28 protein-coding genes, 1 pseudogene and 1 riboswitch are annotated in these 26,123 nt (G+C 65.4%); of the genes and pseudogenes, 14 read left to right on the top strand and 15 right to left on the bottom strand.

The annotated features are described in order from the left end of the window. Positions 1 to 80: 80 nt before the first annotated feature. Positions 81 to 2,579, bottom strand: coding sequence for a heavy metal translocating P-type ATPase (locus BIX52_RS21160; RefSeq protein WP_075223103.1), 2,499 nt, complete (start codon positions 2,577 to 2,579; stop codon positions 81 to 83). 189 nt (positions 2,580 to 2,768) lie between these two features. Between BIX52_RS21160 and BIX52_RS21155 the strand changes: the two genes are divergently transcribed. Then, the gene (locus BIX52_RS21155) at positions 2,769 to 2,963 is read left to right on the top strand and encodes a heavy-metal-associated domain-containing protein (protein WP_075223102.1); all 195 of its coding nucleotides are present in this window, start codon (positions 2,769 to 2,771) and stop codon (positions 2,961 to 2,963) included. Positions 2,964 to 2,998: 35 nt separating this feature from the next. Here BIX52_RS21155 and BIX52_RS21150 read toward each other — a convergent pair whose 3' ends face one another. The 10 genes from BIX52_RS21150 to BIX52_RS23780 all read right to left on the bottom strand — a co-directional run bounded on the left by BIX52_RS21150 (position 2,999) and on the right by BIX52_RS23780 (position 12,172). After that, complete coding sequence (locus tag BIX52_RS21150; RefSeq protein WP_075223101.1) at positions 2,999 to 3,730, bottom strand: DsbA family protein; 732 nt, start codon at positions 3,728 to 3,730, stop codon at positions 2,999 to 3,001. A 3-nt stretch (positions 3,731 to 3,733) separates the two neighbouring features. After that, positions 3,734 to 5,782, bottom strand: coding sequence for a protein-disulfide reductase DsbD family protein (locus BIX52_RS21145; RefSeq protein WP_075223100.1), 2,049 nt, complete (start codon positions 5,780 to 5,782; stop codon positions 3,734 to 3,736). Further along, the gene (locus BIX52_RS21140) at positions 5,779 to 6,270 is read right to left on the bottom strand and encodes a c-type cytochrome (RefSeq protein WP_083660644.1); all 492 of its coding nucleotides are present in this window, start codon (positions 6,268 to 6,270) and stop codon (positions 5,779 to 5,781) included. The genes BIX52_RS21145 and BIX52_RS21140 overlap by 4 nt, the downstream gene beginning before the upstream one ends. A gap of 5 nt (positions 6,271 to 6,275) precedes the next feature. Beyond that, entirely contained in the window at positions 6,276 to 6,962 is a 687-nt protein-coding gene (locus tag BIX52_RS21135) for a L,D-transpeptidase (RefSeq protein WP_245803257.1), read from the bottom strand. Continuing rightward, positions 6,949 to 7,416, bottom strand: coding sequence for a DUF411 domain-containing protein (locus tag BIX52_RS21130; RefSeq protein WP_075223099.1), 468 nt, complete (start codon positions 7,414 to 7,416; stop codon positions 6,949 to 6,951). Before BIX52_RS21130 ends, BIX52_RS21135 begins: the two co-directional genes overlap by 14 nt. A gap of 15 nt (positions 7,417 to 7,431) precedes the next feature. Further along, positions 7,432 to 7,989 (bottom strand): L,D-transpeptidase, encoded by a 558-nt coding sequence (locus BIX52_RS21125; RefSeq protein WP_075223098.1) that lies wholly within the window; start codon positions 7,987 to 7,989, stop codon positions 7,432 to 7,434. Then, positions 7,986 to 9,416 (bottom strand): multicopper oxidase family protein, encoded by a 1,431-nt coding sequence (locus BIX52_RS21120; protein WP_075223097.1) that lies wholly within the window; start codon positions 9,414 to 9,416, stop codon positions 7,986 to 7,988. Before BIX52_RS21120 ends, BIX52_RS21125 begins: the two co-directional genes overlap by 4 nt. A 727-nt stretch (positions 9,417 to 10,143) precedes the next feature. After that, positions 10,144 to 10,479 carry a hypothetical protein gene (locus BIX52_RS21115; RefSeq protein ID WP_139312835.1) on the bottom strand — a complete coding sequence of 112 codons (336 nt, stop codon included), beginning with the start codon at positions 10,477 to 10,479 and terminating at the stop codon, positions 10,144 to 10,146. A 128-nt stretch (positions 10,480 to 10,607) separates the two neighbouring features. Next, on the bottom strand, positions 10,608 to 11,531 hold the full coding sequence (locus BIX52_RS21110) for an IS110 family RNA-guided transposase (RefSeq protein WP_075223095.1): 924 nt from the start codon (positions 11,529 to 11,531) through the stop codon (positions 10,608 to 10,610). Positions 11,532 to 11,920: 389 nt separating this feature from the next. Then, positions 11,921 to 12,172: a hypothetical protein gene (locus tag BIX52_RS23780; RefSeq protein ID WP_245803264.1), complete on the bottom strand. Its 252-nt coding sequence runs from the start codon at positions 12,170 to 12,172 to the stop codon at positions 11,921 to 11,923. On the opposite strand from BIX52_RS23780, the gene BIX52_RS21105 reads away from it, so the two are divergent. The 13 genes and pseudogenes from BIX52_RS21105 (at position 12,155) to virB11 (ending at position 23,965) form a co-directional block, all read left to right on the top strand. Next, the gene (locus tag BIX52_RS21105) at positions 12,155 to 13,105 is read left to right on the top strand and encodes a replication initiator protein A (RefSeq protein WP_342743859.1); all 951 of its coding nucleotides are present in this window, start codon (positions 12,155 to 12,157) and stop codon (positions 13,103 to 13,105) included. The two genes, BIX52_RS23780 and BIX52_RS21105, sit on opposite strands and share 18 nt — an antisense overlap. A gap of 592 nt (positions 13,106 to 13,697) precedes the next feature. Next, on the top strand, positions 13,698 to 14,027 hold the full coding sequence (locus tag BIX52_RS21100) for a hypothetical protein (RefSeq protein WP_075223093.1): 330 nt from the start codon (positions 13,698 to 13,700) through the stop codon (positions 14,025 to 14,027). Between the two features lie 245 nt (positions 14,028 to 14,272). Continuing rightward, positions 14,273 to 14,569: pseudogene (locus BIX52_RS24105) on the top strand (lytic transglycosylase domain-containing protein); the annotation flags it as partial. 110 nt (positions 14,570 to 14,679) lie between these two features. Further along, the gene (locus tag BIX52_RS21090; RefSeq protein WP_075223091.1) at positions 14,680 to 14,970 is read left to right on the top strand and encodes a TrbC/VirB2 family protein; all 291 of its coding nucleotides are present in this window, start codon (positions 14,680 to 14,682) and stop codon (positions 14,968 to 14,970) included. Continuing rightward, positions 14,967 to 15,242, top strand: coding sequence for a VirB3 family type IV secretion system protein (locus tag BIX52_RS21085; RefSeq protein WP_075223090.1), 276 nt, complete (start codon positions 14,967 to 14,969; stop codon positions 15,240 to 15,242). The genes BIX52_RS21090 and BIX52_RS21085 overlap by 4 nt, the downstream gene beginning before the upstream one ends. Further along, a complete protein-coding gene (locus BIX52_RS21080; RefSeq protein ID WP_083660641.1) occupies positions 15,235 to 17,598 on the top strand; it encodes a VirB4 family type IV secretion/conjugal transfer ATPase in 2,364 nt (787 codons plus the stop codon). Before BIX52_RS21085 ends, BIX52_RS21080 begins: the two co-directional genes overlap by 8 nt. A gap of 138 nt (positions 17,599 to 17,736) precedes the next feature. Then, positions 17,737 to 18,450, top strand: a complete 714-nt coding sequence (locus BIX52_RS21075; RefSeq protein WP_075223088.1) for a type IV secretion system protein — start codon at positions 17,737 to 17,739, stop codon at positions 18,448 to 18,450. A gap of 5 nt (positions 18,451 to 18,455) precedes the next feature. After that, the gene (locus BIX52_RS21070) at positions 18,456 to 18,881 is read left to right on the top strand and encodes a hypothetical protein (protein WP_075223087.1); all 426 of its coding nucleotides are present in this window, start codon (positions 18,456 to 18,458) and stop codon (positions 18,879 to 18,881) included. A gap of 28 nt (positions 18,882 to 18,909) precedes the next feature. After that, a complete protein-coding gene (locus tag BIX52_RS21065; protein ID WP_075223086.1) occupies positions 18,910 to 20,100 on the top strand; it encodes a TrbL/VirB6 family protein in 1,191 nt (396 codons plus the stop codon). Between the two features lie 100 nt (positions 20,101 to 20,200). Further along, positions 20,201 to 20,875, top strand: a complete 675-nt coding sequence (locus tag BIX52_RS21060; RefSeq protein ID WP_075223085.1) for a VirB8 family type IV secretion system protein — start codon at positions 20,201 to 20,203, stop codon at positions 20,873 to 20,875. Between the two features lie 2 nt (positions 20,876 to 20,877). Continuing rightward, positions 20,878 to 21,645, top strand: a complete 768-nt coding sequence (locus BIX52_RS21055) for a TrbG/VirB9 family P-type conjugative transfer protein (RefSeq protein WP_075223084.1) — start codon at positions 20,878 to 20,880, stop codon at positions 21,643 to 21,645. Next, complete coding sequence (locus BIX52_RS21050) at positions 21,645 to 22,958, top strand: TrbI/VirB10 family protein (RefSeq protein ID WP_075223083.1); 1,314 nt, start codon at positions 21,645 to 21,647, stop codon at positions 22,956 to 22,958. Before BIX52_RS21055 ends, BIX52_RS21050 begins: the two co-directional genes overlap by 1 nt. A gap of 5 nt (positions 22,959 to 22,963) precedes the next feature. After that, the gene (virB11, locus tag BIX52_RS21045) at positions 22,964 to 23,965 is read left to right on the top strand and encodes a P-type DNA transfer ATPase VirB11 (RefSeq protein ID WP_075223082.1); all 1,002 of its coding nucleotides are present in this window, start codon (positions 22,964 to 22,966) and stop codon (positions 23,963 to 23,965) included. A gap of 6 nt (positions 23,966 to 23,971) precedes the next feature. Here the strand turns inward: virB11 and BIX52_RS21040 are convergent, their stop codons facing one another. The 4 genes from BIX52_RS21040 to BIX52_RS21025 are packed head-to-tail and all read right to left on the bottom strand — an operon-like array spanning position 23,972 to position 25,806. After that, a complete protein-coding gene (locus tag BIX52_RS21040; RefSeq protein WP_075223081.1) occupies positions 23,972 to 24,502 on the bottom strand; it encodes a hypothetical protein in 531 nt (176 codons plus the stop codon). Then, positions 24,499 to 24,888: a DUF1636 domain-containing protein gene (locus BIX52_RS21035; RefSeq protein WP_157956293.1), complete on the bottom strand. Its 390-nt coding sequence runs from the start codon at positions 24,886 to 24,888 to the stop codon at positions 24,499 to 24,501. The genes BIX52_RS21040 and BIX52_RS21035 overlap by 4 nt, the downstream gene beginning before the upstream one ends. Further along, positions 24,872 to 25,618, bottom strand: a complete 747-nt coding sequence (locus BIX52_RS21030; protein ID WP_075223080.1) for a CbtA family protein — start codon at positions 25,616 to 25,618, stop codon at positions 24,872 to 24,874. Before BIX52_RS21030 ends, BIX52_RS21035 begins: the two co-directional genes overlap by 17 nt. An 8-nt stretch (positions 25,619 to 25,626) precedes the next feature. Further along, the gene (locus BIX52_RS21025; RefSeq protein ID WP_075223079.1) at positions 25,627 to 25,806 is read right to left on the bottom strand and encodes a CbtB domain-containing protein; all 180 of its coding nucleotides are present in this window, start codon (positions 25,804 to 25,806) and stop codon (positions 25,627 to 25,629) included. Between the two features lie 82 nt (positions 25,807 to 25,888). Further along, positions 25,889 to 26,108: riboswitch (cobalamin riboswitch) on the bottom strand. Between the last annotated feature and the right edge of the window lie 15 nt (positions 26,109 to 26,123).

Here is a 26,123-nt window from a genome sequence, read left to right as displayed (position 1 = left end):
CAATGCTCGTGAGATATCGAGGCGGGCGAGTTCCGCCCGGTTTTCCCAGCGGCGACGAGCGCCGCCGAAACTCTGCGGGTTCACTCCGCGGGAGAGGCGGCGACCGCAGCCACCACACGACCGTCACGGGCCATGGGTGGCCGGAAGCCTTTCAGTCGCAGGGCATTCGTGAGCACAAAGATGCTCGACAACGCCATCGCTCCCGCCGCGAGGATGGGCGAAAGCAGCAACCCAAACGCCGGATAGAGAGCCCCCGCCGCCACCGGAATCAGCGCAGTATTGTACGCGAACGCCCAGAAGAGGTTCTGGCGGATGTTGCGCATCGTCGCCCGCGACAGCGCGATGGCGTTCGGCACCCCGACGAGATCGCCGGACATCAGCACCACGTCCGCCGCCTCGATCGCGACGTCGGTGCCCGTGCCGATGGCAAGGCCCACGTCCGCCTCGGCGAGCGCCGGCGCGTCGTTGATGCCGTCGCCGACAAACGCCACGCGGCCGCGCTCCCGAAGCGTTTTCACGGCTTCCACCTTGCCGTCCGGCAGCACCTCGGCGATGACCTCGTCGATGCCTAGCCGCGTGGCGATGGCCTCGGCGGTGCGGCGGTTGTCGCCGGTTATCATCGCGACCGACAGGCCGAGATCATGCAACGTGGCGAGCGCGGCGGCCGTCGACGGCTTCACCGGGTCGGCCACAGCGATGACCGCGGCGAGGCGACCATCGACGGCGGCGTAGAGCGGCGACTTACCCTCCCCGCCCAGCCTCGCGCTCTCATCAGCGAAGGTGGCTGGCTCGAGACCCAACCGCGTCATGTAGCGGTCCGCACCGACGTCGATGCGCCGGCCCGCGACGTTCGCGCCGACGCCGAAGCCCGGGACGGCGTCAAACCCGGCAACCTCCCCCGCTGAGAGTCCGCGCGCCCGTGCCGCCTGTACGATAGCTTCAGCAATCGGGTGCTCGGACTTCGCCTCAACGGCCGCGACGAGCGCCAGCACCTCATCCTCGGTGAAGCCTTCCGCCACGGAGAAGTCGGTGAGCTCCGGACGCCCCTTTGTGAGTGTGCCAGTCTTGTCCAGCGCCACGATGGTGACGTCCCGCAGCGACTGGAGCGCCTCTCCCTTGCGTATAAGGACGCCCAACTCCGCCCCACGCCCGGTACCGACCATGATAGAGGTGGGTGTGGCGAGCCCCATCGCGCATGGGCACGCAATGATGAGCACCGCAACGCCGTTGACGAGGGCGAAGGTGAGCGCAGGATCCGGCCCGAACGTCAGCCAGACAAGGAACGTGACGGCCGCGACCGCCATCACGACCGGTACGAAGACGAACGTCACGCGGTCGACCAGCGCCTGGATCGGAAGCTTCGCGCCCTGCGCCGTCTCCACCATGCGGATGATCTGCGACAGCACGGTGTCGGCGCCGACCTTGGTGGCGCGGAAGGTGAACGCGCCGGTCTTGTTGAGGGTGCCGCCGACAACCTCGTCCCCCTCGCCGCGCGACACGGGAACCGGCTCGCCCGTGATCATGGACTGATCCACGAAGCTCGATCCGTCGAGCACCACGCCGTCGACGGGGATCTTGTCTCCCGGGCGCACCGCGATCACGTCGCCGGCCGTGACCTCCTCGATTGGCACGTCCACGGTCTCGTCGCCGCGCACGACGCGCGCGGTCTTCGCCCTCAGACCCATCAGGCGCTTGATCGCCTCGCCGGTCTGCCCCTTTGCGCGGGCCTCCATGAAGCGGCCCAGGAGGATCAGAGTGACGATCACGGCCGCGGCCTCGTAATATACATTCTGCGTTTCCGCGGGCAGGCTACCAGCTGCGAAGGTCGCCGCCACCGAATAGGCCCAGGCCGCGCCCGAGCCCAAAGCTACCAGCGAGTTCATGTCCGGCCCGCCATGCAGGAGCGCCGGAATACCCTTTCGGAAGAAGCGCAGACCCGGACCGAACAGCACCAGCGTCGTCAGCGCGAACTGAATGAGCCAGCTCGTCTCGCGCCCGATCGCGACGTCGATGGCGTGGTGGAACGCGGGGACGAGGTGCGTGCCCATCTCCAGCACGAACACCGGCAGCGTCAGCACCGCGGCGATGGCGACGTCGCGCTGAAGCGCCTTGAGCTCGCCTGCTTTCTTTGCGTCCGCCTCGTCGCCTGCATCGGCCGCGCTCACGAGCTTCGCTTGGTACCCGACGTCTTCCACCGCTTCGACAAGCGCGGCCGTCGTCACCACCCCGTCCGCGTGACGCACGGTCGCCCGCTCAGTCGCGAGGTTGACGTTGACAGACTTAACTCCCGGGACGGCGGCGAGCGCGCGCTCCACCCGGCCGACGCAGGACGCGCATGTCATACCGTCGACGGCAATCTCGGTCGTCGCCTCGGCGACGTCGTATCCGGCGCCCTCGATCGCCTCGCGCACCACAGCGGCGTCGGCAGGTCCCGTAAAGGTCACTCGGGCTCGCTCGGTGGCGAGGTTCACGCTAGTATCCGTAGCACCGGGGATCGCCCTCAAAGCTCTTTCCACGCGGCCGACGCAGGACGCGCAGGTCATCCCCTCAACGCCGAATTCGATACTCGACGCCGCCATTTCCGTTCGCTGAAGCCGGCCGACCGATGCATCCATGAGAACCTCCCTTGGCACGTCAACGCGAGATGGGGCTTCCCATGATGGGAAGGTCAAGCGCGGTCCTCGAAAGAATGTATGTCGCCGGTCATCTTGACCTTCCCACGGTGGGAAGCCCCACTTCCCGGCGAGAGATGAACTGGAGATGTCGTCATGAAACTCTCGATCCCAACGATGCACTGCGGCGGCTGCGTGAAGGGCGTCACCCACGCCGTTGAAAAGGTCGACAAGGATGCCACCGTCAGGACCGATCTCGCGACGCACGAGGCGATCGTCGAGACGCGCGCCAGCGAGGCCGACATCCTCGCCTCGCTCGAAAAGGCGGGCTTCCCGGCGACCGTCCGCTAAGGCATGTCCGGGAGCCGGGAGCTGGCGTACCTGGCTCATTCGCCGGAGGCGGCGACAGCTGCCTCCAGCTGCTTCGCGTCCACGAAGCCCGGAATCACCTCGTTCCCGATCACGAAGCTCGGCGTCCCGTTGATGTTGAGGCGCCCGGCGACCTGCATCGTCTCGCGGATCTTGGCGGTGATGTCGTCGGCATCGCCGCGCGCTACGATCTCGCTCCAGTCGAGTCCTGCTCCTTCGATGGCCGCCTGGATCTGGGCCTCGGTCAGCGTTCCCTCATGGCCCATGAGCGCCTGATGCACGTCCCAGTACTTGTCCGGAGCGCTCGCCCACACGCCAAGCGCAGCCCGCGCGGCCTGGGCTGACGACGCCGACAGGATCGGAAATTCCTTGAATACGTACCGGATCCGCTCGTCGTTCTCGAGTAACTCTACCACCTCGGGCTTCACTTTCCGGCAGTACGGACAGTTGTAGTCGAAGAATTCTACGACCGTGATCGTTCCGTCCGGATTCCCGCCGACAGGATCGTCTCCCGCGTTGCGCAACGTCTCACCGAGGTCGGCGAGAGCGCCCTTCACCGCCTCCTCATCCGCGGCCCTTTGCTTCGCCTGCAGGGCTTCGAACGCATCGGCGAGAATCTCGGGATTTTCGAGAAGGTGGTCGCGGATGAGCGCACGGACCTCATCCTTCTCTCCGGCGCTCAACCCGTCGGCCGATGCGCTCACGATAGACAGGCCGACCGCTGCGGCGACGATGAACAGTTTCAGCATGGTCTACTCTCCGGTTTGTGCGACGGCGCTGGGTCGCCCGCGCGCGGCGGCGATCGCGTTCCGGACGGCGTCGATAGTCAAGATTTCTGGAAGAACTATGCCGTTCGGCGCGGCTGGACCGTATGCGACGTCGAGCGGAATGCCGTAGCGGCCGTGGTCTTTCACGAACGCCGCGATCGCGTCGTCGGGCCGCGTCCAGTCGGCCCGCATCGCAACCGTGTCCGGCCGGGCGAGAAGGGCCTCGACGGGTTCCCGGTCGAGCGCGGCCGCCTTGTTGTAGACGCAGGTGATGCACCAGTCGGCGGTCACGTCGACGAAGACGACGTGACCGCGTGCGACATGTCCCTCGATCACCTCCCTGTCGAACGGCTGCCAGTGCCCCGCGTTTCCGGAAGGCCCGCTGACCGAGGCCGAGCCGACATTCGCGACGACGACCAGGACGCACGCAGCGATCACAACGCCACCCAATCCGACCGTGGCCGGGCGCGGACGGCGCAGGACCGCTGCAACGGCGAGGCTCCCGGTTGCGAGGGCGATCAGGACACCGACGCCCACCTGAGCAAAGAGGATCGACCCAAGCCAGGCGACGACCGCCAGCATCGGCACGACGAGGGCGCGCTGGAGCCGTGCCATCCACCGCCCCGGCTTCGGCAGAAGCCTCGTGGCTCCCGGCACAGCGGCAACGAGGACGTAGGGAAACGCAAAGCCCGCAGCGAGCGCCGCGAACGTCGCCGCGAGCGCGCTAGCTCCCCCGGCTAGCCCGAAGGCGATGGCGGTTCCGAGAAACGGCGCGCTGCACGGCGTTGCGAGGAGCGCGATCACGAAGCCGTCGGCGAAATCGCCAGTTCGGCCGAGTCGGCCAAGCCGGTTCTGCATACCGTCGGGCAGGCGGATCTCGAAGACGCCGGCAAGGTTCAGCGTCATCAGCGCGAGGAGCGCGAAGAGAAACCCGACGAAGAGCGGCTCTTGAAACTGCATCCCCCAGAAGACGTCCCGGCCGAACGCTTTGAGCGTCCCGAGCGCCACTGCGAGGACTGCGATGAAGGTGACAATACCACCTGCCGTTGCCAGAAATGCGAGACGTTGCTGTCCCCTATCGAGAGCCGCTGCGCGAGAAAGCGCCGCCACCTTGATCGACAGCACCGGCAGGACGCAGGGCATGACGTTGAGGATGAGACCGCCGAGGAACGCGATTGCGAGGATCGCGGCAAGGCTGTAGCCGCTCGTCGTCGGCTCCGCCGCGACAGCATCCGTCACCGTGCCCGAAAGATCGAGCGCCAGGTCTTCATCCGCAACGGTGAGACGCACGGCAGTGCCCGGCGGGAGCGGCACGCCTCTGAGCGTCGCCGTGAAACGGCCGCCTCCCCTGGCGCCAAGCTTGCCGATCAACGGGTTGGCGCCCTCGACCTCCGCCACGATCAGCGCACCGGTGAGGTCGCCACCGTCGCCGAACGACTTCAGTTCAACCTTAAGGCCTTCGGCAGCCGGGACAAGTTGTGCCAGCGCGACATTCTCATCGAGAGCGGGACGGGGCACACGCGCCAGCGCGGCCGCGATGGCTGTGTCGGCGATCGCTGGCAGGAATGATGGATCGGCGGGAATCGTCGCCGCGAATGAAAAATGCGTCGGGATGCACACCTTGCCGCAGACAAGGAAGTCTGCCTGAACGTCCAGCCGCGCACCTCGAGCCGGGTCCGCCAGATTGATCCGAAGCGGCAGCGTGACCCCGTGCTCGTAGCCCAGGGCCTCGATGCCGAAGGCCACGAACCGCTCCGGTGCCGGGAAGACGACGCGGGCTTCGCCGACATTCTGCGAGCCCTCCGTCTGGATACGAGGGGGAAGGCCCGTTGATCCGGCGGAGCGCCAGTACGTCTTCCAACCATCTTCGAGACGCACCTCAAGCCCGGCGACGATGTCGCCCGATACATCTCGTGCGATGTGGAGACGGGCCGCACTGTTTGCCCCCTCCTGCCACGGCGTTGCGGCGACGGCCGATGCGCTGAACGGCGCCAGCAGGATCAGCGCACAGGCGATGCGGGTGGCGATCGTCATTGCATCCCCGCCATCTGGCGGTTGAGCTCGTCATGCCGTCGCCGAACGTCCTCCGGCCAGCGGCTCTTGATGTAGGAAAGGACTGCAACGATCTCGTCGTCGCTGAGGACGCCCCCAAACGCCGGCATGTTCGAGTAGTAGGGCTCGCCGTTGCCCATCTCCTTCGGCGGCCCTTCTTTGGTCAGCTTGAAGAGCAGCACGTCAGGGTGGTGCCAGGTGTGCCCGGTCTCGTCGTGCGGAGGGGCCGGAAGCCGGCCGTCCGCGCCGCGCTCACGCCAATTCGGCTGGCCCTCTAGGTTCGCACCGTGGCACGAGGCGCACTGCGCCTCGTAAATGGTCGCCCCCTGCGCGACCACCGCCGCATCGCCCGGAGCTAGTGCGACCGCCGGCGCCGTCTGGCTTCGCGGCCAGAACGCGACGGCGGCAATGGCGGCCGCGCCGAAGAGCAATCCGACGCCAAGCATGATGAAGGGACGTGTCTTGGTCATGGCGTTCACCCGAGCAGCGACTGGCTGGGCGGCCGCACCACGACACGCGACCCGGTGGGCACGCGCATGTGCAGGTCGATAATGTCCTGATTCAGAAGGCGGACGCAGCCGGAGGATACCGCGCGGCCGATCGAGTAGGCTTCCTGCGTGCCGTGCAGGCGGTAGAGCGTGTCGCGGCCGTTCTGGTAGAGATAGAGCGCCCGTGCGCCCAGCGGGTTGCCGAGACCCGGCGGCATCCCGTTTCGATATTCCTCGAGCTCTGGCTCGCGCGCGATCATCTCGGCCGGTGGCGTCCAAGTCGGCCACTGTGCCTTCCGCTCGATCGTCGCGGTGCCGTTCCAGCCGAACCCCTCGCGACCGAGGCCCACGCCGTAGCGCATCGCCCTGCCGCCTTCCATCGTCCAGTAAAGGAAATAGCTCCCGGTATCGACGACGACTGTACCGCCGCGCTCTCCCGTCGGATCAGCCACCTCCCGCCGCCAGAACCGCGGATCGACCTTTGAGAGATCAACCGCCGGAATGGCAAACCGCTCGTCCGGCCGGGCGCCGTACATCTCGCGGTACAGCGGGGGCACGCGTGAGGTGGCAGCTACCTGCGGCGCGGGTGCTTGCGCACCGGTACAGCCACCGAGCAGCGCGGCGCCGCCTCCGACGAGAAACGCGCGGCGGCCGATCAGATTAATGCCCTGCACGGTAGAAAACCCGGCTGTTCGCGGCCGGACCGGCGTCGAACGTCACGATATCGTACTGCGCGCGCGGATCGTCGCCCATGCCAACGGAGCCCTTCGGCATGCCGGGGACAGAGATCCCATGGACCTTCGGCCGCTCGTCGAGGAGCTTGGCGATCGCCTCTGGCGGCACGTGGCCCTCCACGACATAGTCCTGGATGGCCGCGGTGTGGCAGCCCTGGACCTCGTCGGGGACACCGGCCTGCTTGCGCAACTGAGCGAGGTCGTTCAGCTCCGTCACCTCGACCTTGTAGCCAAGGCGTTTCATGTGGTCCGTCCACGCGCCGCAGCAGCTGCACCAAGGCGTCTTGTAGACGTGCATGGTGTAGGCAGACGGATCGCCGGCAGCAGCAGGCTGCGCCCATCCGGCGATCGTTCCGGCGAAGAGTGCTGCGGCGACGTACTTTGCACTGAACATGGAAAACTCCGAACTTTACTGGACGTACACTGGCGCGCCGATCGAGACGCGGGTGTAGAGGTCTTCGACGTGAGCATTGAGGAGGCGGATACAGCCGTTCGAGACCGCGCGACCGACGCTCGTCGGATCGTTGGTGCCGTGGATGCGGTACATCGTGTCGCGACCGCCGCGGTAGAGGTAGAGCGCACGGGCGCCGAGCGGGTTGCCAAGTCCACCCGGAACCCCGCCTGCGAACCTCGCGTACTTGTGTGGCTCGCGGCGGATCATGTTCTCCGTCGGTGTCCAGCTCGGCCAGGCCACTTTGCGCCCGATGCGCCCCGAGCCGCGAAACAATCGCCCTGAGCGACCGACGCCGATTACGTATTCGAGCGCCCGGCCTCGACCCAGAACCAAGTAGAGACGCCGTTCGGCTGTGTGCACCACGATCGCGCCAGCGGGTGCGCGCGTGCGAAAGCCGACGATGGTGGGTGGCGTGACCGGACGGGGATGCGCCTCCGCACCAGACGGTAGCGCCACGGCGAAAACACTCGCTGCAAGGCCGGCGAAAACCTCGCGACGCGAAGGTGCGCTCATGCGGCGTCCCCTTTGACGTCGACGAACGTCATCATCCCGCCGGCCTGATGTTCGATCATGTGGCAGTGAAGCATCCACTTGCCGGCTGTTTCGGCGGCGAAGGCAATCGAGACGCGATCGTCCGGCGCCATGACGGTGGTGTCCCGCCACGGTCCGTCTACCGGCACGCCGTTCCGCTCGATCTCGCGGAAGTGCATCCCGTGGAGGTGCATCGCGTGCGGAAACGCGGTGTCGTTGATCAAGTCGACGACAACGGACTCGCCACGCTTCAGCGAAACGAGCGGCGTCTCCATGTCCCCTGCGACGCCGTTGAATGCCCAAACGCGGCCGTTGGCGACAAGGTCGCGCATTCCCACCATGCGTCCCCCCATCATCGCACCGCGCATGCGGCCCATCGCACCGCCTTCCATACGAAGTTCGATCCGCCGGGCCTCGGCGATTGCGAGGGCCGGCCGCGCGTTCGCCTCCAGGGGCGTGACCTCGGTGCCGATAAGGCCGCTGCCGCCCGGCTCATCGCGGTATGCGAACTGGCCGAGCGTGACCTCATCGGTCAGCGTGTAGGCCTTGATGGGGTAGATCGATCCTGCCTTGCCTGTTGCGTCGAGGACCAGGTCGACGCGCTGACCGGGGCCGAGAATGAGCGGCTCTTCACCGACGGCTCTTGGCGCCACCGGATTGCCGTCCTCAGCGATAACGACGGGGGCGTGGCCGGGGAACAGAAGCGCAAAGATCTGCGCGTTAGCGACGTTGACGAGCCGGAATCGCACACGCTCGCCGGGCGTCAAAGGTACCGCTGCGTTAGCGCTGCCGTTGATCGTCGCTAGGTTGCCGAGGCGCCCGGCGTGCGCCCACTCGTGCATCTGACCGAGGTCGGTGTCGAGGCGACCGCCACGGTCGATCACCCAGTCGTCGAGAACGAGGAGAACGTCTCGGTCGACCTTAAACGGTTTGCGCTCATCGACGATCAGGATGCCATAGAGTCCGCGGTCCTGCTGGTTCCAGCCGCGGAAATGGGTGTGGTACCAGTAGGTGCCGGCGTCGGCGAGGTCGAAGGCGTAGTTCATTGAACCGCCCGGCTCCACGGGAGCCTGTGTCAGCGGTGCGGCGCCGTCCATCGCGTTCGGTGGCCTGAGTCCGTGCCAGTGGACCGAGGTTGGCTCATCGAGGCGGTTCTCGAACAGGACCTCCAGCCGATCGCCTACGTGATATCGAAGGAGCGGGCCTGGAACTGTGCCGTTGTAGCTCCAGGTGTCCACCAGTCGGGTGGCTTTGCCGAACTCGAGCGCTTGGCGGCCTGGGGCAGCGATAAGTCGCGCGGGTATGCCCGCTGCGAGTGTTTGGTGCGTGGTGGACAAGCTCGCGAGGCTGGCGGCGGCGCCAGCGAGGATCGTGCGCCGCGTGATCGCAACGCCGGAAAAGGGTCTCATGGTGATCTTCCGCAGCCATCACTTTCATGAGTGAATGGCGAGACAAGCGGGGAAGTGGCCCGCAACACCGCCCTTGTTTGGGCGGACACACGCTCTCACCGGCGACAAGTCGATGGGCGTTGGGTCGGAGTCACACCGTTCGCCGAGAAGACGGCGCGCAGCGCTCAGACCGTGTTTGCGGAAAATCTCGGAGGTGGTGGATCGTGCCGAGGCGGCACAACGGTCGCATTCCACACCACGCCGCAGGGAATACCCCCTGACGTACGGATGAAACCCGGAACGAACGGATCAACAGCGAGCATCGCGGAGCCACCGCAAGACGTGAGGTTGGCGGGGCACTCCGGCATGGAGGTCTTCCCGTCGGGACAGTGACCGTCGAAGCATGGCGACATTGAACTGGCGTCACTCTTCGCAATCGTCATCACCGTGTCGTTTGGTGATCCCGACATCGCGGGAGCCGCGCGGACGGAGGCGGGATTGCTCAGAAGGAGCCCCGCTACGATCAACGCGTGGAGGATGACGGCGAACAGACGCATCTGGTGTTGATGGCTCTGCTTCTGCGAACTGTCAATGGCAGGTGTTTGATTCCTAATTGCGCACATTAACGTTGCACGACTGCGTCTTTTCATGGGTTGGAAGTGGGTTGCTGATCGTGATGGTTTTCTGCGCATGTCGTGTGGTCGAGTACGTCTAAAGCCGCGAAGATGCGGCGCGTAGAAATATGTTGCTAGCGGGCAACTGTGTTGTTCGCGCATGCTGCGAGCGGCGTTCCGTTGCGCAGCATGGCGTTGATGATGACGAGGAGCCGGCGTGCGACGGCGATGAGGATCGTCTTTGGCGCCTTGCCCCTCTCTCGCATACGATCGCGCATGGTGACGAAGCTTGGAACGCGCCGCGAAGCCGTGAGGACGGCGATGTAGAGCGCCTCCCGAATCTTGCGGCCACCGCCCCAGAGGCGGCGATCATCCGGGTCGTTGACGACCTGCGTCGAGGCGGCATCCGGCAAGCTGTAGAGGTCGAGGACGGCACGCGAGAGGTCGCAGCCGATGATGGTGCGTGGCATGGTGAGGGTCCTGTCCATGTCGTGCGGGATCGGCTGTCCCAAGCAACCGTTCAGGGTTCAGAGCGACGCGGAAGGGACCCTTGCTCCCTAACGGGCTGCAGACCCTCGGGGGCAACTGTGTTGTCACCTCAGGCGACGAGAGGCGTTCCGTTGCGCAGCATGGCGTTGATGATGACGAGCAGCTGGCGGGCGACTGCGATGAGGATCGTCTTGGGCGCCTTGCCCTTCTCGCGCATACGATCGCGCATGGCGACGAGGCTTGGAATGCGCCGCGAAGCCGTGAGGGCGGCGATGTAGAGCGCCTCGCGAACCTTGCGGCGACCGCCCCAGATGCGGCGTGCACCGCGCCAGGTCCCGCTCTCCCGGGCATGCGGTGCGAGGCCGGCGAGCGATGCGATGCGGCGCCGGTCGAGCGTGCCGAGCTCCGGGAGCTCACCAAGAAGTGTGGCGAGCACGGTCGGGCCGATGCCTGGCACGGCGCGCAGAAGCCGGGCTTGAGAGGAGAACGTGGGCTCCTCCTCGATGAGGCCCGCAATGGCGCGATCGAGTTCGGCGATCTGGCGGGTGAGGAGGCCGATCATCGCCTCGATCTGGGCGGCGATCTCGTCCTGGCCGGCGTTGTGGCGGCGCGTCTTCTCGGCCTTGCGGATGTCCACCAATTGTCTGCGACGCCTGAGGAAATCGGATAGCCGGCTCCGTGCCGGGCTGCTTGGGCGAGTGATGGGGTGATCGAGAACCGAGCCCATCTGCGCCAGCACCCGGGCATCGACGCGGTCGGTCTTGGCGAGGACGCCGGTGGCTCTGGCAAACTCGCGCGCCTGGCGTGGATTGGTCCGCGAGAACGTGACGCCGCGTTCGGCGAGTGCGGCGATGAGGGGGCCGTCGCAGCCACTGGTGGCCTCGAAGACGACGAGCACGTCGGGGGGCAGCGACGAGATCCATGCGGCGATAGCCTCAGGGTCGTTCGCCACCTGCGACGAGATAGCGTCCGGCAGGGTCTGGAGATCGATGACGGCGCGCGAGAGATCGCAGCCGATGACGGTGCGTGGCATGGTAGAGGTCCTGTCCATGTCGTGCGGGATCGGCAGTCCCAAGCAACTGTTCAGGGTTCTGAGCGATGCGGAAGGGGCCCATGCTCCCTAACGGGCTCCGCGGCCCTCGGGGGGGACGGGCTCCCTTCCGCAACTCCAACGCTACCACTTCGCCAACAGACAGGGGGACGGGCTCCCTTCCGCAGCCCTGATGCTACCACCTCGCCAACAGACAGGGGGTCGCGGGAGGTTGTCATTCTCTTTGGCGATCGGCCCCTATCGCTACCTATGGTCGCCGATATTGAGAGGCTGTGAGTGTTAAATATAAAGTTAGAGTCGTGTTACGCAGTGGAAGACGTCGCTTAAGGTGCTGATATAAAATACGATTTCAAATCTGTTGGTGGGTGAAATCACGAAAGAAGGTGGGTGAAATCACGTATCTTGGTGGGTGAAATCACGAAAGTCCGGCCACTGATTAGAGTGGGTGAAATCACGAATCTGGTTGACCCGGTGGGTGAAATCACGATGGTAGAGTCATGGTGGGTGAAATCACGAATCTCGATCGCTCGCCGCTGCTGCCGGACCGGACCGGCCAGGGCGATTTCTTCGTGTGCGACATCTTCGATGCCGCGCCCAAGGGCGACATGGCGTCCATGGAGCATCCGATCTTCTCGCTCTCCACGAAGCCGGACCGGCGCGTGCGGCGCTACGAGCACGGCGAGACGTTCGTCGAGGTCACACCGTCGGTGAAGGGGCTGGCGACGGTCCATGATCGCGACGTGCTGATCTACTGCATCAGCCAGCTGATCGCCGCGCTGAACGAGGGGAAGCCCGTCACCAAGACGGTCCGGCTCAAGGCGTACGACCTTCTGCGGGCGACAAACCGGGTGACCGACGGCCGCGGCTATGACGGCCTGAAAGCCGCGTTCGAGCGGCTGCGCGGCACGACGATCAGCACCAACATCGTCACCGGCGGGCATGAGGAGTTCGACACCTTCGGCATCATCGACCGCGCCCGCATCGTGCGGGAGACCCGCGAGGGCCGGATGCAGGAGGTCGAGATCACCCTGTCGGACTGGGTTTTCAACGCCATCCGTGCCAACGAGGTGTTGACGCTCCACCGCGACTATTTCCGGCTCCGCAAACCCCTTGAGCGGCGGATTTACGAGCTGGCGCGCAAGCACTGCGGCATGCAGGCCGAATGGCGCATCTCGGTCGAGCTGCTGCAGAAGAAGTGCGGGTCGATCTCGACCGACAAGGAATTTCGGCGCCTGCTCATGACAATCGTGCGCCACGACGAATCCTTCGATCACGTCCCCGACTATCGGATCCGCCTCGAAGGGAACATCGTCGTGTTCCGTCGGCGCGCCGCGATGGCGGACGGCTCGGGCGCGAAGCCTCCACGGTTCGAGGTCCCGATGATCGCCCCGGAGACCTACGAGGCCGCCCGAAAGGCTGCGCCGGGCTACGACGTCCATTTCCTGCATGCGGAATGGCAAGCGTGGGCATGCGACCAGGGCACGGCGGTGAAGCATCCGGACCGGGCCTTTATCGGCTTCTGCAAGGCGCGCCATAAACGGGCGCCTCTCGCCTGAACGGCTGAAAGGCGATCCACAGCGAACGCCCTTGAAAGCACGCATAGCGGGTAGTTGCAGACGCGATTCAAAATTTCGCCATACCCGTCATGGACATGGCCCTGCCGAAAAAAGGAAGGCGGTCTCTCGGGTTCCGGCTCGATTCCCGTTTCGCGCGCATCGCCACGCGACTTCTGTCCGGGAAAACTCCATCACGAAAAACACAAAATGGCCCAAATTTAAAATTTGATGTCATTTGACATGTTGATTTGATTCTGCGTTATGGACATCACTGTCGAATCTGAGTGTGCCGTCGTGGAAACGCGGCATCTGGATCTCTATGCTGATCCCTCATCGAGGATGAGAGGTCGCATGAAGAAGCCAAACACAGAGGGAAAGGTGCTGCTCGGCAATGTTGTGCGACCGTTCTTGGATGCCGGTGGGACGCTTCGATATCATCCCGTCAGAGATGAGAGCGGCAAGACTCACTGGCTTGTGTTCGGCGTTCGCTCCGATGGAAGCGAATCACAAGTATTCATCTCTCGGAACGGGGAGCCTAAACGTATTCGCTCTGCGAATGCAGTCCTATCCTATCACCAAAGCATGTTCCCGGATGAGGAAGGCGTTTTCATACCCTGGCTCCCCGGCGGAGACGCTGACGCGGCGGATCCTCAATCTTCCGACGAAGAGCGCGACGACGAGGCCTAAATCAAGACGTGACTGCCTCCTAGAACTGTTTGGGCACTTTAGCTCGGCGACCATTATCGTTCGCGCGACCGTCGACTCTGACAAGATCGTCCGCACCAGCCCTGACCTGACCAATATTGTCCCTGCCATCAAGCATGAGGGCACACTCTTCATCGCCCCGGCTTGGCAATACATGCTCCTGCTTTCGTTGGTTCTTGTTCTCAGCTGGACAATGGCCCTCGATCTCACCGCCTGATGCGCTTCCTGTTGCTTCTACCGATGCTGCTTTGCGTCGACGCACGTCCATCGATTGCGACAGTCATGGAGTTCGGGTCGCATGGTGCCGTGACCATCGCCAGCGATCCGCCCCAAGGAGTTCCGATTCCTGCTTCGAGTACTGGCCGCGCCCAGTTTCGCGCCATGGCACACGCAGTCGGCCTGCGTCACGCGGGAGGGTCAGGGCCGCGCGCTGCCGGTCTCACCGCGACCGGGTTCGCCGACCTCTTCGTGGCGTTGATCGATCAGGAAAGCCGTTTCGATCCACGAGCGACTTCGCCGAAAGGCGCGCAAGGTCTCGGGCAGCTCATGCCTGCGACCGCGAACCTCCTCGGTATCTCCGATCCCTTCGATCCCGCCGAGAATTTGGATGGAGCCGCGCGGTACTTTACGGCGCAGCTTGCTCGCTTCGGCGACGTTCGACTGGCCCTTGCCGCCTACAACGCCGGCCCGCATCGCGTGATCGAGCATGGCGGCGTGCCGCCCTTTCGCGAAACGCGGGCGTACGTCGCCACCATCACTGCCGCCGCCGGGTACGCGTCGGCGACGTCAGAGCCTGAGCGTCGAGTTCCTGTGAGCGGGGCTGCGGTGCGTGAGGTGTCCACCAGCCCCCAAATGCAAAGGAGCGGCGTATGGGAATTCAACTGAAGAAGGCCGGCCGTATCGCGGGCCTCGCGACGGTGCTCACCGTCGCGAGTACGAGCGCGGCCTTGGCGCAGGATCTCTCGCCGGTCACGAACTTCTTCACCACGCTCGGCGAGGCGCTGACGGGGACGCTCGGTCGCGCGATCGGCCTCGTCGCCCTCGCGGGCGTCGGCCTCGCCTTCGCAACGGGCCGCATGAACTGGATGTTCGCCGGCTCCGTTCTCATCGGCCTTGCGATCCTTTTCGGCGCCGCGACGCTCCTGTCCGGATACTCATGAGCCGCCCGTGCTTCCAGGCGCTGACGAGGCCCGTGAGCATCGCGGGCCTCCCGATGAGCTACGTGGTCATCCTCTTCGGTGTCACGTTCGGGGGCTTCATCGCGACGCTCTCGTTCACCTACTTCGTGGTCACCGGCGTCGTGAGCTATATCGGCCTCCGGCTGCTAGCTAACTATGACCCCCGGATCGCGGACGTCGTGTTCATCACGATGATCCGCACGCCCCTTCCGCCGAGCTGGTTCAAGGGCGACGGGATCATCTACCGTGCTTGATGTGCAAAGGGGGCACGGCCGCAAGGCCGTGGAGCCCAAAGGCGTCTCGGGTGAGCACATGCTCGCCCGGCACCTGCCCTACGTCGTTCCGATCGGCGACGACGTCGTGATGCTCCGCGACGGCGACGTCATGGCCGCATTTATGGTGGAAGGGATCGAGGCGCTGACGGCCGAGCTGGCCGCAGTCGCCGATCTCGCTGATGCGCTGGGCGGCGTCATCGCCCAGGCAGGGCCGGACGTCGCGTTCTATGTCCATCGCCTCTCCAACCCGGCGAGCGTCGCCATGCCACCGATCGATGGCGACAATTTCGCCGCGGCGGTGGATCGCGCGTGGCAAGGCGACCTCCAGATCATGGGGCTGCGCTCGCGGCGGATCATGGTCACGGTCGTGGTGCGCCCGATGACGCTCACCAGTCTGTGGGCGCGGATCTCCGGCGGCGGCAAACGTGACCTCGTGGCGATGCGGGAGCGGCGCATCACCCGGCTCAACGAGGTGGTCGGGCACATGATGGGAGCACTCTCGGCGCCCTCGCCGCGCCGCCTCAATCTTGCCGAGGGTGAATGGCTCGGCATGCTGCAGGCCTGCGTCTCGGGCATCTACCGGCCGCTTGCGCCGGGGGCTGAATTCCGGTCCTTGGCGGATCTAATGGCGGCATCGCGGGTGGATTTCCGGGATGACACGTTCGTCGTCTTCGGCAACGACGCTGACGAAACCCGCTTCGGTGCGGTCTTCACCTACAAGAAGTATCCGACCGAAACGCATGCGGGCGTCTTCGACGGCCTCGATCTGCCGCACGACACGGTCGTCACGCACTCCTTCACCCCGATCGAGCAATTCGAGGCGCTGGCGCGCGTCCAGCGGACGGCGCGGCAGATGCGGGCCGCCGACGACGCGGCGCGCTCGCTGGAGGCACAGCTTGTGGATGCGGCCGACGATCTGGCCTCCGGCCGGATCAGTTTCGGCCTGCATCAAGCCTCCGTCACCGTCTTTGCCCGCACTGAGGCCGAGCTCGATGACGTGGCGTCCCGTGTCCGCAGTGCCGGTCAACGCACCGGCGGCGTCGTGGTCCGCGAGGACATCGGCGCGCGCAGCGCCTACTTCGCGCAGCATCCGGGAAACCACAGCTACCGCGCTCGCGCGGCCATGATCTCGTCGGCGAACTTCGCGGACTTCGCCGCCCTCCACGCGAACGGCGAAGGGTTGGAGCCGGACTGGACGCCTTGGGGCGCGCCGATCACGACATTCCGCACGCTGGGCCACGAGCCTCATCGCTTCAGCTTCCACCTGGCTGGCCGATCTGGCGAACGCACCGTGGGGCACACGCTGATCGTCGGGCGCACCGGCTCGGGCAAAACGGCCGCGATCGCCTTCCTGATGGCGCAGGCGCAGCGGATCGAGCCGCGACCGCGCATCATTGCGTTCGACAAGGACCGCGGGCTCGAGATGGCCCTCCGCGCGCTTGGTGGAAGCTATTCGGCGGTGCGCATGGGGGAGCAGACGGGCTTCAATCCATTCCGAGCGGAAGGCGACGCCCGGGGCACGACCTGGCTGACCGATTGGCTTGGGGCGCTGCTGTCGCAGGACGGAGCCGGCCTCTCGCCGATGCAGGCGGAAGCGCTGGCCCAGATGACCGCGAGCAACGCCGACTCCGATCCGGTTTTGCAGACGATCAGCCATTTCCGATCCCAGCTCCGCGGCGTCGACGACGAGCAGGACCTCTACACGCGCATGGCGCAATGGGACGAGGGTGGCCAGCACGACTGGCTGTTCGGCGGGACCGACGCGGATCCGTTGCACTTCGCCAATGACGTGACCGGCTTCGACCTCACCGAAGTGCTCGATATCCCGAACGTGCGCACGGCCTGGCTAAGCTACGTGTTCCGGCGCATCGAGCGCACGATCGAGGACGGCCGGCCGACGCTCGTCGTGCTCGACGAGGCGTGGAAGCTCCTCGACGACGCGTATTTTCAGAGCCGGTTGAAAGACTGGATGCTGACGATGCGAAAGAAGAACGTCGCGGTCATCATGCTGACGCAGCGCGTGTCGCACATCGCGGAAAGTCGCGCGGGGAGCTCGATCCTCGAAAGCGTCGCCACGACGATCCTGTTCCCGAATTCCCGCAACACGACAGCGGAGCTCGCACCACTTGGCCTCACCGATGGGGAACAGGAATTCCTCATGTCGTCGGGGTCCGGCCACCGCTACGCCTCGATCCGCTCCGGCGACAGCAGCGTCTTCGTCGACATGGATCTCAGTGCCCTCGGGTCGCTCCTGACGGCCCTGGTGTCGGGTCCAGGCGATGAGCGTTCGCCGCCCGGTTGGCGAGAGAACCCAGCATTCTGGAAGGAGCTCTGAGATGTCCGGGAGGATCCTCCTCGCGCTCTTGCTGGCTGCCTCGACGGCCGGGTGCGCGAGCTACACCGCAGAGAAATGGCCCTGCAAGAACAAGGCTTGCGAGTGGGCACCGATCAACCAGAGGGGTGTCGTGGTCGAATGAACAAGATGATCGGAACCCTGGCGGCTTCAGTCGTTTTGATGGTGGGAGGCGAGGCCGCCCATGCGCAGGGCGTGCCGGTGTTCGACGGCACGGCCGTCGCGCAATTCGTGCAGCAGCTCGAACAGATGCGGCGGGACTACGAGGCGCAGCTGGAGCAACTCACGAGCCTGCAGGATCAACTCGAAAGCATCACCGGCGACAAGGGGATCAGCAGCATCCTCAATTCGGCGACGGATCAGTCTGCGCGCCAGGCGGCGGACAGCCTGACTTCGATTATGGACGGCGCGATTGGCAGCGGCTCGATTGCTGGCGGCAATACGTCCGCTCTGAGCGATCGGATCGGCGAACTGAAAGACACGTTCGACCTCGATGATCTCTCCGCCTATTTCGGCTCCGATCTGGCGCAGGACCGCGCACTTGCCACGCAAGCCGTATCCGGCATGGCAACGGTCGCGACGGCTGAGGACACTTACCAGCGCGCCAACGCGTCGATGGAGCGGATCAACACGCTGATCGACGGCATCGACGCCAACGCCGACCTCAAGGCGAGCCTCGATTACAACACGCGGATGATGGCCGAAGTCGCCGTCCTCCTGAACGAGAACCTGCGCCTGCAGGCCGCGATGGCGGCCACGGTCGGCACCGATTCCATCTCGGCTGCCCGCGACCGCACGGCGGGTCGCCGGTTCATGTACGGCACCGAGGAGTAAGATTCATGAAGTTGATCCCATTTGCCATCGCCCTGACCGCATCGATGGCGATCGTCGCGGGGCCTGTCTCGGCGGAACCGGCCAATTGGGGGTGCACTGGCGGAAGTGTCGATAGGGATCAGCTCTCGGCACGCTCACCCAACCGAGCGATGGAGCGCGTTCTGAAAGAGTATCAGGTGCGCTGGGACGCCGCGCATGTCCGCCAGCAATGCGAAGCGTTCGCGAGGGGTCAGCCTCACGAAATTGGCTGCCTGCGGGGCCGGCGGGATTGGGACGCGATTGAGGCGATGGTGCCCGATGAGTTGTGGGGAATGCCTCGGAAGGAGGTTCGACCCTACTACCTCGCGCTGCAGGAGGAGGACGACGGGTACAAGGCTGCTCTCGACTACTGCCGGGAAGTTGGCGCGATCCCCAAGGGGTGGGTCCGCTAAAGGCGGTGATTTCGAGAGGTAGAGGACGATGGCGACATTTGTTGTCGAGACCCTCGACAAAGTCGACAGTGCCATTGAAGGGTACGCGGAAAGCGTTTTCGCTGATTTTGGTGGCGCCGTTTCCGGTCTGATGCAGGCCATGGGCCTCGTCGGCCTTGCCTTCATTGCGTTCAACACCTTGGTCCAGTGGGTGCCAATTCGGGTGACCGAATACACACGCTGGATGGTGCGCTACATCATTGTCCTGACGGTCGCGACGACATGGGCGCAATTCCAGCCGATCTACGACATCGTAACGAACACGCCGGGCGCTATAGGCGCGGAGCTGTTAGGGGCTGTCGATGCGCCCAACCTCAATGTCGCTCTCGACGACATGATTACCGGCCTGTTCGAATTCTCGGAACGGGCCGATGAGGAAAGCGGCTACTTCTCGATCTCTCTAACCTCAGTGCTGGTGTGGGTGGTTGGCGCGCTGATGGCGTGCGTCGCCATCATTGTTTCGGCCATCGCCAAGGTCGGCCTCGCCATGGCGATCAGCCTCGCACCGATCTTCATCCCGACGCTGCTGTTCAAGGCGACCGGCAATCTCTTTGAGAGCTGGGTACGCTTCACGCTCGGCTTTGCCCTCATCCCTCTCGTCCTCGCCGGGGTCATGGGAGCAATCGTCGGCATCGGGCAGGACATGATTTCCGAAGCCGAAGGCGCCTATGAGCTGCAAGAAGCGGCGGGCTTCCTCATCGTCGGCGCGGCGGCGATCTTCCTGATGATCCAGGTGCCGACGCTGGTAAACGGCCTTGCCGGCACGTTCGTCGCGACGGCTAACGGCGTGGCAATGGCCCGGCAGGGTGCAGCCGCTGGCGGCGGCGGCATCAAAAGCGTGACGCAGATGGCGACGCCGCGAGTCCTGCAGACTGCGTCAGCCATCGGAGCGGCGCGCAGCGCTGGTGGCGGAGCCGGCTCGCGGATTAGCGCTGCTTTTCAAGATGCCCAACAAACCTCGGCCGCCATGCACCGCAACCGCGAGATGATCGGTCTTCGCAACCAGGAGCGCGGCCAGCGCACGTCGTTCGGCGAACGCCGTGAGGCTGGGCAGGCGGCGATGATCCAGACCGCCCGCGAGAACCGGAACGATCGCGAGGCCGCAAGGCAAAACCGCACCGCCGCACTCCAGGCTTTGATGCGCTCACCGCAGGGCACAAGGCGTCCGGGCGAAGGCTGATGGCCGATCCCCTCCCCCGCCGTCCTGCCTAGGGCTTCCCGCACGACACCGCAGGAATTTCGACGCGCCCCCGGTCGCGTCGCGAAAGGAATCTGTCCGAGTGGCAAAGAGCAGCAACGAGATCGCAACCGGATTTGCGGACGAAGTGTTTTTCGGTCTCCGCCGGCAGCGCAATGTCCTGGGCTTCATCGCGGCAGGCAGCATCGCGGTCGCGCTCACGTCCGTGGTGGCGCTGTGCATCGCGCTGCCGATGAAGGAGATCCGCCCCTACGTGGTGATGGTGGACAGGTCCACCGGCGAGAGCGAGCAGATCGTCACCACCCGGCCCGGCTCCCTGTCGGAGCAAGAGGCCGTCCGCGAGGCGGAGATCGTCCGCTACGTGACCGATCGCGAGACTTACGACGTGGCGGACAACGCCGCGCGCATTCCCATGGTGGCCAACACCTCGGTCGGACAAGCGAGCTCGTCGCTGCGCGCGCTCTGGAACTCCTCGGCCGAGAACTATCCGCCCAACATCTACGGCACCGACACGCTGATCACCGTCAAGGTCGCCTCGATCTCGATGCTGGGTGACACGACGGCACAAGTCCGCTTCACACGACGCCTGGAACGACCCGGCGACGATCCAATCGAGCGCAACTTCGTCGCGACGGTCGGCTTCGAGTTTCGGCCGCGCGTCGAACGCAATCTCGAACAGGTCTGGCAGAACCCGCTCGGGTTCACCGTCACGAACTATCGCGTCGATGCCGAAACCCTTCGCGCTAGGGAGAACTGACCATGGCGATCCGTCGGATGACCCTCGGAACCCTGGCCCTCGTCGCGTCGATGGCAGCGGCCGAGGCCGAAGTGAAGCCGCTTCCTTACTCGGCCGACCCGCGCATCCGTCACTACACCTACAACGAGCACCAAGTGTACCGGCTAGACGTGTACATGAAATTCATCACGTCGCTGCAATTCGCCGCCGGCGAGAACGTGGAGTCCGTGCAGGTCGGCGACAGCGCTTCCTGGCAAATCGTGCGGCTGTCGCGCGGCGACGTGCTTTCGGTGAAGCCGCTGATCGAAAACGCCTACACCAACATGACGGTCTACACGGATCGGCGTGTCTACACGTTCGAGCTGCGCGCCAAGCGTGGCCGCGCGGGTGATCCCAACCTGAGCTACCGCATCGATTTCCGCTATCCGGGTGAGGAAGCCGCGCAGCGACGAGCGCAGCAAGAGCGCGAAGCGCGGCCTAAGGACTTCAACTATTTCTACGCCGGTACAGCGCGCAGCATCGTCCCGGTGCAGGTCTATGACGACGGTCGCAGCACCTATTTCCGTTTCGCGCCGGACGCCCCTCGGCCCGCGATCTTTGCCGCCAACGCGCGCGGACAGGAAGCCATCGTCAACGTCTCGCAGACCCAGGACGGGTTCGTCGTCTCGCGCACGTCGGAACGTTGGACGCTCCGCCTGGGGGACGAGACGATCTCCGTCGCCCACGGCTCCGTCGCTCGCCGAAGCGGCGGCGCGTTCGGGCGAGGCAACGCGCGCGGTGGAGACCGCTGATGACGGACGACAAGACCGTAGACCGCGATCGCCTCGTCGAGGAGCGCCGTCGCGCCTTCGAAACCAAGCCCAAGGGCAAGCGCTCGCGGGTTCTCATCGGCATCGTGATGGGCGGCGCCTTCATCGCGCTCTCGGTCGTCGTCCTCGCGCCCGACCAGGTGCGCTCGCTATTGGGTGGTGGCGCATCCACCAGCGAGACGATGCAGGAAACCTCCCGCATGGATGGCGGCATCTCGACGGAAATTACCCTGCCCGACGATGTGGAGACGTCGATCGTCGACGTGGAGCCGCCGATGCGCCCCGCCCCGACCAGCCCGGCGATCGATAACAGCGCGTACCGATCGCAGATCGCGGCACTTGAACGGCAGCTGGAGGAGATGCGCACGCAAAGCGGCGATCAGGTCGACAAGATCCGCGCGCTGCTCGATGAGCAGGCCGAGGCGCTCCGTGACCAGTTCGACCGTGAGCGGCAGGCGCAAGAGGCCGAGTACGAGAAGCGCCTGCAGGCCGCGCGCGAGGCGGCAGCGACCGACAAGCTGAGCGAGGAGGAGGCCGCCGCACGGGCCCGGCTCGAGGAGGAGCGGATGCGCCGTGAGGCGATCGCGCACGAGCAGGTGCAGTCGGACGCGCTGGTGCTCGATGGCGGCAGTGCTGTCGCCGCAGCCTCCTCCGTCCAGGGCGGCGATCGCGAGCGCTCGAGCAATGAAGACTTCATGCGCACCGCCTCGACACAGAGCTACGATACGGTGCGGGCCACGACGATCGCCAACCCGGGGCGAACCATCGTCCAGGGGACATCGCTCGCCGCGGTGCTCGAGACGGCAGTCTCGACGGAGCTGCCGGGCATCATCCGCGCCGTTGTCTCGCACGACGTCTATTCCTACGACGGCGAGAACGTCCTGCTACCGCGCGGGTCCCGGCTGATCGGGAGCTACAATTCCGACGTGTCGATTGCGCAGAACCGGGCGCAAATCGCCTGGAACCGGGCGGTAACGCCAGCCGGCGTAAGTGTCGAGCTAGGCGGCTATGGTGCCGACCAGCTCGGCATGTCGGGCCAGTCCGGCCAGGTCGATACGCGCTTCCGCCAGCGCTTCGGCTCGGCGGCGCTGATCTCCCTCATCACGCTCGGCCCGCAGTTCATCCTGAAGGAAGGAACGAGCGACACGTCACGCGATGCCGCTGAGGATCTGTCGAGCGATCTGGAGGACACGACCCAAGGGGTGATGGCGGAGTACCTCTCGCTCGGCCCGGTGATCTATATCGACCAGGGGACCGCGATCTCGGTCATGGTCAACCGCGACCTCGTGTTCTGACGGCTGTGACGGCGCCAGCCAGCCACGCCGAGCAGGGTCTCCTCCCCCTTCGCGCGCCGCTGACTTCCGACGAGGTCAACGAGGTGGTGGTGAACCCCGATGGGCGCATCTGGGTGGAGTACGCCTCTCAGCCGCATATGCAGCTTTGGGATGGGACTATTCCGGCCGCGCGGCTGAAGACGCTCGGCTCACACCTCGCCGGCGAGTCGAAGAACCAGCTTGGACCGCATCATCCCATCGTCTCGGGCCGCGTGAAGGTGTTCGGCCAGTCGATGCGTGTTCAGGTGATCGTGCCGCCGGCGATCGAGGATGGCGTGTCCGTCTCGATCCGCAAGTACATCTCCCGGGTGCTGCCGGTGGCGGAGGTCGGCTTCCTCGAAGGTCGCCAAGTCGACGTGGAAGGCGAGCGCCAGGATAACCTCGTAGAGCTGGCGGCGCTGGCGGACGACGGTCGGCTGCAGGAGCTGCTGCAAAAGGCGATCGACGACCGGCTCAACATTCTGGTTTCGGGCGGCACGTCGTCAGGAAAGACGACACTCGCCCGCGCGATGCTATCCCTGAGCGATCATGCCGAGCGGATGGTGACGATCGAGGACGCGCCGGAGCTGCACCTGCCACATCCGAATGCGGTGCCGCTGATCGCGGACCGGCGCTCCGGATCCGAGCGCTCGCCGGCGCGGCTCCTCGAAAGCGCGCTGCGCATGCGCCCGGATCGCCTGATCCTGGGTGAGATCCGCGGTGAGGAGGCGTTCAACTTTCTGGAAGCGATCAACACCGGCCATCCGGGATCGATCAGCACCATCCATGCCGACAGTCCTGCGCTGGCGCTCGAGCGCCTCGCCATGATGGTGATGCGGGCCGGGATGAACCAGACCCGCCAGGACGTGCTGGACTATGCGCGGAAGACGATCGATCTCATCATCCAGGTCGGCCGGCGTGGTGGACAACGCGGCGTGCTGGAGGTTTATCGGCCCGCCGTGCGAATCGATGACCCACTTGCACCCTAACGACATCTACTCCTGTCCGGCGATGACGGTGGCGTACGCGGCAATCGGCGTTCCATCGACCGCAAGTGTCGAATGATCGTTCGCATTGAGCGTCACCAAGAGGTCGTTCTCGCCGGCGGGAAGCGCGGGAATGTGAAACCAATGGCCGTAGATCCGGGCGAGCTTTGTCCCGTTGACGTAGAGGTGCGCATGGCCCTCACCGACGACCGGAACGCTGTTGGCGTCTTCTGGCGCGAAGCGGAAGCCGGTCGTTTCGATATGGAGATTCCATCCGGCCATCGAATCGGGCTTGACGGAAATCGCAACCGATGGCGCGGACGCCGCGGGCACGTTCATGAGCCTGGAATGGTCGTGGCCGGCGTGTCCCTCGGTCCCGGTCACCGTCGTCGATGCGTCCTGACTGGCGCCACCGTGGTGGTGGGGAACTCGGTCGCCCGTGTTGGCGGGGTGGGAGAGGCCAGCCAATACGAGGCCCACACCTCCGACCACGGCGAAGGCGATCAGCGGCGCCCGAGTGTGAACGGGGCTCGTCGTCATTCGAAGCTCTCGAGGTCGGCGACGGGTGGCAGGCGCGCGATCACCCCCCGGCGGAAGAATGGAGGTCGGTTTCGCAGCGGCGGGATGCCCGAAGCCGAGGCTCCGACCGCATCCGCAGCCTCGACGAGCTCGGAAAGCGCGATGTCCGGATCGACCTCGCCGATGAGGTAGCTCCACTTGCCGGCGGAGATGAATGCCACGGTCACCGGCCGGTCGCACACTGCGAAGCAGGGCACAGGCCTCCCGGCGAGCACCCCCTCGCAGCCGACTCGGATGCGCTCGAGGAGCCGCTGGCCGGCACCGTCCCCGCACGCAGCGCAGACGGCGAGCGTCGGACGCTCGCCGTCATGCACCCGCTCGTCCGGCCGGTTAGGCGACTGCGTCATCCGCCGACCTTGCCAAGCGCTGCCAGACATAGCCCGCGATCGAACCGGCTAGCGCCCAGCAAAGCGCCTGAGCAACAAGGGACGCCGACGCGAAGTGATCGGAGAGTTCGCCCGGCACCGCGCTGGTGTAAGCGCTCGGGTGCGGCGCTCCGACGACATGCGGGGCAACGATCAAGACCGCACCGATCACGATGGCGAGGGGGCTCGATAGGCGCAAGATGAGCCACAATCCGGCCCCCGACGCGATCGCGGTCCCGATCCACCACAACTGGCGTGCCTCCAGTGCGGCAGCCGCCGATCCGGGAAGTTCCGGGCTGAGACCGAGGGCCGTCGCAAGCCCCGTCGCGGTGAAGGCGGCCGTCCCCCACATCAACCCCGTCCGCGCGGTAATCTGAGCGTTCGACAAGACCATCAGTGACAGGAGGATCAGTGCGAATCCGACGCCGGAACCGATCGTAGCGACGGAGGTGTAGGCAGTTCGCTGGAAGCCATCCGCGGGCGCCCATTCTTCTTCTTCGGGCTCCGCAACGGTGGTCTCCGTCTGCGCGGGGACGACGGGCGCACCGGATGCGTTGTCTTGCGCGGCGGGATGAACGTGCTCTTCGCCAGCGCCCTCGTACGTCTCCGCCTCGAGGATCAGCGGAGTGGTGGTGAAGTGCTGCAGCGCGGCCACTGCGACACCGGCGAGAACGCCCGCGATAATGGCCGAGAAGAGAAGACGGCTCAGCATCGGACCGCTCAGTGACACGGAAACGCCAGTGCGTGGCGCGTGTCGTGACCGGCGTTATGAAGCGTCGACGAGTGCGCGAAGCCGACAGCGAAGACGAGCGCGAGGCCGGCGCAGAGGGTGACGAGCGCGATCGCTCGTGCGCCAGTGCCGACGGCGTTCGATGTTGAGGGTGCCGAGAGAGTCGCCATGGGAGTGCCTCCAATCCGAAAATGGAGCAGGGGCACAGGAAGCGGCGCTGGTGCGGATCGCCCTTCCCGGGCATCCCCGCCCGTTCAAGCCATTTCGATGGCAGGTCTCCTGGCTTGCGGGTCGTCGTCTCCGTCCGGTCTTCCCAGGCTTTCGCCCAGTGACGCTAGGTGGACGGTAAACTCGCCGCTCACAGTTGCGGGGGCAGCCGCGGTTTCGAGCCCCGGATTGGGTCGCTCTCACCACGTTCCCTTTTAATCCCGGCGACGTTTGGCCGCCGAGAACCATCGTCTGTGGATTTACCGCCAAATCCGAGAGC

It is taken from the genome of Acuticoccus yangtzensis, assembly GCF_001927245.1.
Lineage (GTDB): Bacteria > Pseudomonadota > Alphaproteobacteria > Rhizobiales > Amorphaceae > Acuticoccus > Acuticoccus yangtzensis.
This window is presented reverse-complemented; position numbering and strand designations above follow the sequence as displayed.